The 4072-nt window shown below is 63.6% G+C and carries 4 protein-coding genes and 1 riboswitch; of the genes, 2 read left to right on the plus strand and 2 right to left on the minus strand.

Features of this window, described 5'->3' with window-relative positions; genetic code table 11:
* Together GPT33_RS17470 and GPT33_RS17475 are read right to left on the minus strand one after the other, a co-directional pair.
* The coding region (locus GPT33_RS17470) for a cobyrinate a,c-diamide synthase (RefSeq protein ID WP_296811589.1) at positions 1–956 on the minus strand (956 nt) is incomplete at its 3' end.
* Between the two features lie 16 nt (positions 957–972).
* Positions 973–2841, minus strand: coding sequence for a TonB-dependent receptor (locus GPT33_RS17475; RefSeq protein ID WP_296811591.1), 1869 nt, complete (start codon positions 2839–2841; stop codon positions 973–975).
* A gap of 48 nt (positions 2842–2889) precedes the next feature.
* A riboswitch (cobalamin riboswitch) is annotated at positions 2890–3138 on the minus strand.
* Positions 3139–3188: 50 nt separating this feature from the next.
* Between GPT33_RS17475 and GPT33_RS17480 the strand changes: the two genes are divergently transcribed.
* Positions 3189–3440, plus strand: a complete 252-nt coding sequence (locus tag GPT33_RS17480) for a cell division protein ZapB (protein WP_296811593.1) — start codon at positions 3189–3191, stop codon at positions 3438–3440.
* The gene (locus GPT33_RS17485) at positions 3437–3805 is read left to right on the plus strand and encodes a cell division protein ZapA (protein ID WP_296811596.1); all 369 of its coding nucleotides are present in this window, start codon (positions 3437–3439) and stop codon (positions 3803–3805) included. The genes GPT33_RS17480 and GPT33_RS17485 overlap by 4 nt, the downstream gene beginning before the upstream one ends.
* The last annotated feature ends 267 nt before the right edge of the window (positions 3806–4072 follow it).

Below are 4072 nucleotides of genomic sequence, written 5' to 3' on the forward strand. Positions count from 1 at the left end.
AGGCTGTCGCGGCTGGTGTGAGCCGCCGCCAAGGTTTCGGCATGCAGCTCGGGGTAACCGCCGGGCAACCACACCGCGTCGCACGTGAGCACGGGCTCGTTGGCCAGCGGCGAGAAAAACACCACCTGTGCTCCCAGCGCGCGCAAGGTGTCCAGGTTGGCGGCATAGATGAAGCAAAAGGCCGCGTCGCGCGCGACGGCCACCGTTTTGCCTGCCAGCAACGGCGCCACGGGCGGCCCCTCTGGCGGTGGTTCAAATTCGACCGCCCAGCGCGTGAGCGCCGCCCGGTCCATCTGGCCCAGCGGCGTGCTCAGCAAAGCGTCGGCCGCGGCATCCAGCCGGGCAAGCGCATCGGGCAGCTCGCTGGCCATCGTCAGGCCCAAGTGGCGCTCGGGCAGCGTGAAGGCCGGGTCGCGCATCACGGCGCCCAGCCAGGTGGACGGTGCATCCGCGTCGCCAGCGGGCAATGCCGCCTGCAGCATCTGCGCATGCCGCTCGCTGGCCACGCGATTGGCCAACACACCAGCCCAGGGCAAGCCTGGGCGGTAGTGCTGCAAGCCAAACGCCAGCGCGCCAAACGTGCCCGCCATGGCCGACGCATCGATCACCGCCAACACGGGCAACCCAAACCGCCGCGCCAGATCCGCCGCACTCGGCTCTCCATCGAACAGTCCCATGACCCCTTCGACGATGATCAGATCGGCATCCTGCGCTGCGGCGTGCAGGCGTGCCCGCACATCCGCCTCGCCGGTCATCCACAGATCCATGTTGTGCACCGGCTGGCCCGTGGCCAGCTCCAGCCACATGGGGTCCAGAAAGTCCGGCCCACATTTGAACGCCCGCACCCGCAGGCCGGCGCGCGCTTGCAGACGTGCCAGCGCAGCGGTGACGGTGGTCTTGCCTTGCCCGGAAGCTGGGGCAGCGATAAGGATGGCGGGGCAGGACGCAGCAGTCACTGCGCTTCCTTCGTGATCATTGGGGCGCCCATTTCAAGCCCACAAAAACCGTTCGCCCGGCCATGGCATAACCCAGTGCGGTCTGGTATTCCTTGTCGCCCAGGTTGTCCACACGCCCCAGCAGGGTCCAGTCGCTTGCCAGGGCCGTGCTGGCATACAGGTTGACCAGCCCATAGCCAGCCAGACGCTGGGTATTGGCGGCATTGTTGAAGCGCGCTTCCACCAGCTGAACCTCGCCGCCCGCGGTCCAGCCGTCCAAGCGCGTATCGGCGGTGATTGTGGCCATCCGTTGGGGGCGCCGCGCCAGCTGCTTACCAGTGAGCAAGTCTTCCGGACGTTGCAGATCCAGCGACGCGCCCAGCGCCACACCACCCAGGCGGGTGGCCCCTGCCAAGGTCAAGCCCTTGTACTGAGCGGACCCGGTGTTGCCATAGCAACCTGGGTAAAGTCCGGCACCATTGACGCAAGCCCCAGCACCAGACACATAGTTGATGAGTTCAGACACTTTGTTGCGGTAGAGCACAGCGCTGAAGCTGTCACCCTGCGATTCGTATTTCACACCAACCTCCACGTTGCGTGCGGTCTCCGGCTGGAGGCTGGGCACACCGTATATGCTGAAGCGCTGAAACAACGTTGGCGCGCGAAAGGCGGTGCCCGCAGCTGCCGTGGCTCGCCAGTGAGGCCTGAAACTGTAGGCGTAGGCCGCTCCACCCGTGGTCTGGACGCCAAACTCGCTGTCGTCGTCGCGACGGACATTGAGCTGCAAACTGTGGTCCCCACTGCGCAAGCCGTAACCGAGCGCCAGTGCATTTTGCGAGCGGTCGGTGACCGCCGGCGACGTACTGGCGTTGTTCAGTTTGTCCTCACGCCGCTCCAGCGCTGCCGTCAACAGAGTCGAGCCCAATTTCCACTCATTGTGAAAAAGGTAGCTCGTCACGCTGGTATCCGTCAGGTAGACCGACGGCGTGGTTTCGTAGCGGTCCTTGCCGCGGCTGATACTTAACCGGGTTTTGTGGACATCGCTCCAGCTGGCCGTCCAGTTCAGCCCAAGCGTTTGCAGCGTATGCAGACCGTGGTCATCGCGGCCCGGCGTGAATGCATCGTATTGAGCGTCCAGATCGCTGCTCAGCAGCGTTGCTTCAAGGCGGTGGGCCGGGTTGATCTGCAATCCCAGCCGCGCTGACGCAGCTGTGTTGCGGTAACCATCTTTATCAGGGTTGGCAGTGGGTTGCGCATTGAAGCCATCGCTGATCTCACGGCTCAATCCCACCGAATAATCGACAACGCCCTTGGCACCGCTGAGGGACATGGCAAGTTTCAACGTGCCCTGGCTTCCCGCTCCAAACTCAATCACAGGAGCGAACCCGGCTTCGCCCTTGCGCGTGAAGATCTGGATCACGCCGCCCAAGGCATCCGAGCCGTACACCGCCGCTGCCGGGCCACGCACCACTTCAATGCGATCGACCTGCGACAACGGGATCGCATTCCAGGTGGCGCCGCCGGTGGACTGTGAGTCAACACGCACACCATCCACATACACCGCTGTGAAGCGGCTCTCAGCGCCACGCATGTATACGCTGGTCGTTGATCCAGGACCACCGTTGCGGGCAAAGGATATGCCGGGAACGCGCGCCAGTAAATCCGCCAGGCCCGTAGCGCCACCGCGCTCAATGACCGAGCGGTCAATGATGGTGACGTCGGCAACCACATCCGTCAGCGGTTGCTGGACCCTTGTCGCCGTGACCACCGTCTCGGGCAGATCGGCAGCGCCAACGGTTTGGGCGTGGGAAGAGAATGTGGCCAGAACAGCCAGCGGCAGCGCGGCCAGGGGCGCACGCAAGTTACGATTTTTCATGAAAGTAAAAAACAACGGATGTGCCGTCACCGCCTTCCCCGACGGTGCATGAGCGTCACGGCGCTGCGTCCTTTTCAGACGCACCGCCACCTCGTTGGCCGGTATCCGGGCTGGCAGAGCGACCTTCATCACCTTCCCAGGCGCTTGGCAGCGCCCAGTGGTTGTGAGATGAAAGCGGAGTCGCCTGAAATGGCTTCAGGGTTCTCGTCTGCTTACCGTTGCGGGGGCAGCGCAGGTTAGGTCGGTTCATGTGAACTTTCCCTCCTGCTTCCCGTTGAACTGCGGCATGTGAACCACACCGCGAGCACCAACAACGTGCATTCTAAAGCGTGAGAACTTGCGACAACCCTACAATGTGAAAACTTCGAACCGACACCATGGCAGATCCCAAGCACCTTGACCAGATCACCGAGCGCGTAGAGCGCTTGCTGCTGCGCCATGAAGAACTGCAACGCACCAACGGCCTGCTGCACGAGCAGGTGCAGGCTTTGCAGGCCGAGCGCGACTCGCTCAAGTCGCGGCTGAACGCAGCCCGCGCCCGCATCGATGCGCTGCTTGACCGCCTGCCGCACCCCCCTGCCAGTGCGCCGCAAGCCACCGCAGACACCCCCAGCAAGGACCGCACATGAACAAGCCTGCGAGCAAACAGATTGAAGTGCAGATCATGGGCCAGAGCTACTTGTTGGCCTGCCCGGTGGGTGGTGAGTCCTCGTTGCTGGACGCTGTGGAGCGTGTAGACACCGCCATGTGCCGCATCCGCGATGCTGGCAAGGTGAAAGCGCGCGACCGCATTGCGGTGCTGGCATCGCTCAACCTGGCGTTTGAGCTGTCGCAAAAAGAATCCTCCAGCGCCCAAACACCAGCGCCCGCCACAAGCAGCGGCGCGGTGCTGAACGGCGCACCAGCCGAAACCTCGCCGCACAACCAGACCCGCCTGGACGACCTCATGCGCCGGCTGGACCAAACCTTGGGCAGCGACGGCCAGCTGCTCTGACGTTGGCGCGCCGCACCGGCCAGCAGCGCCAAAACGAGCGCTCGTCGGCCCGTATTTTTTAAATGTCCCGGCACCGCACACCAGCCCCGTTCAGGGCCTACAATTTGGCTGTCTGCAGTGCGCGTCGGGCTTTATATTTCCTTGAACCAATGCTCATAGAGCCCGGGCTTGGTACATTGCGTGGCGGGTGTGAGCATCTCGCGTCAGATGAACACGAAGTCACGCTGCCCTTGCCCACCTGAACCCCGGTTCAGGATGCCGGTCCGG

The organism is Thiocapsa sp., assembly GCF_011390875.1.
In the GTDB taxonomy this organism is placed as follows: Bacteria; Pseudomonadota; Gammaproteobacteria; order Chromatiales; family Chromatiaceae; genus Thiocapsa.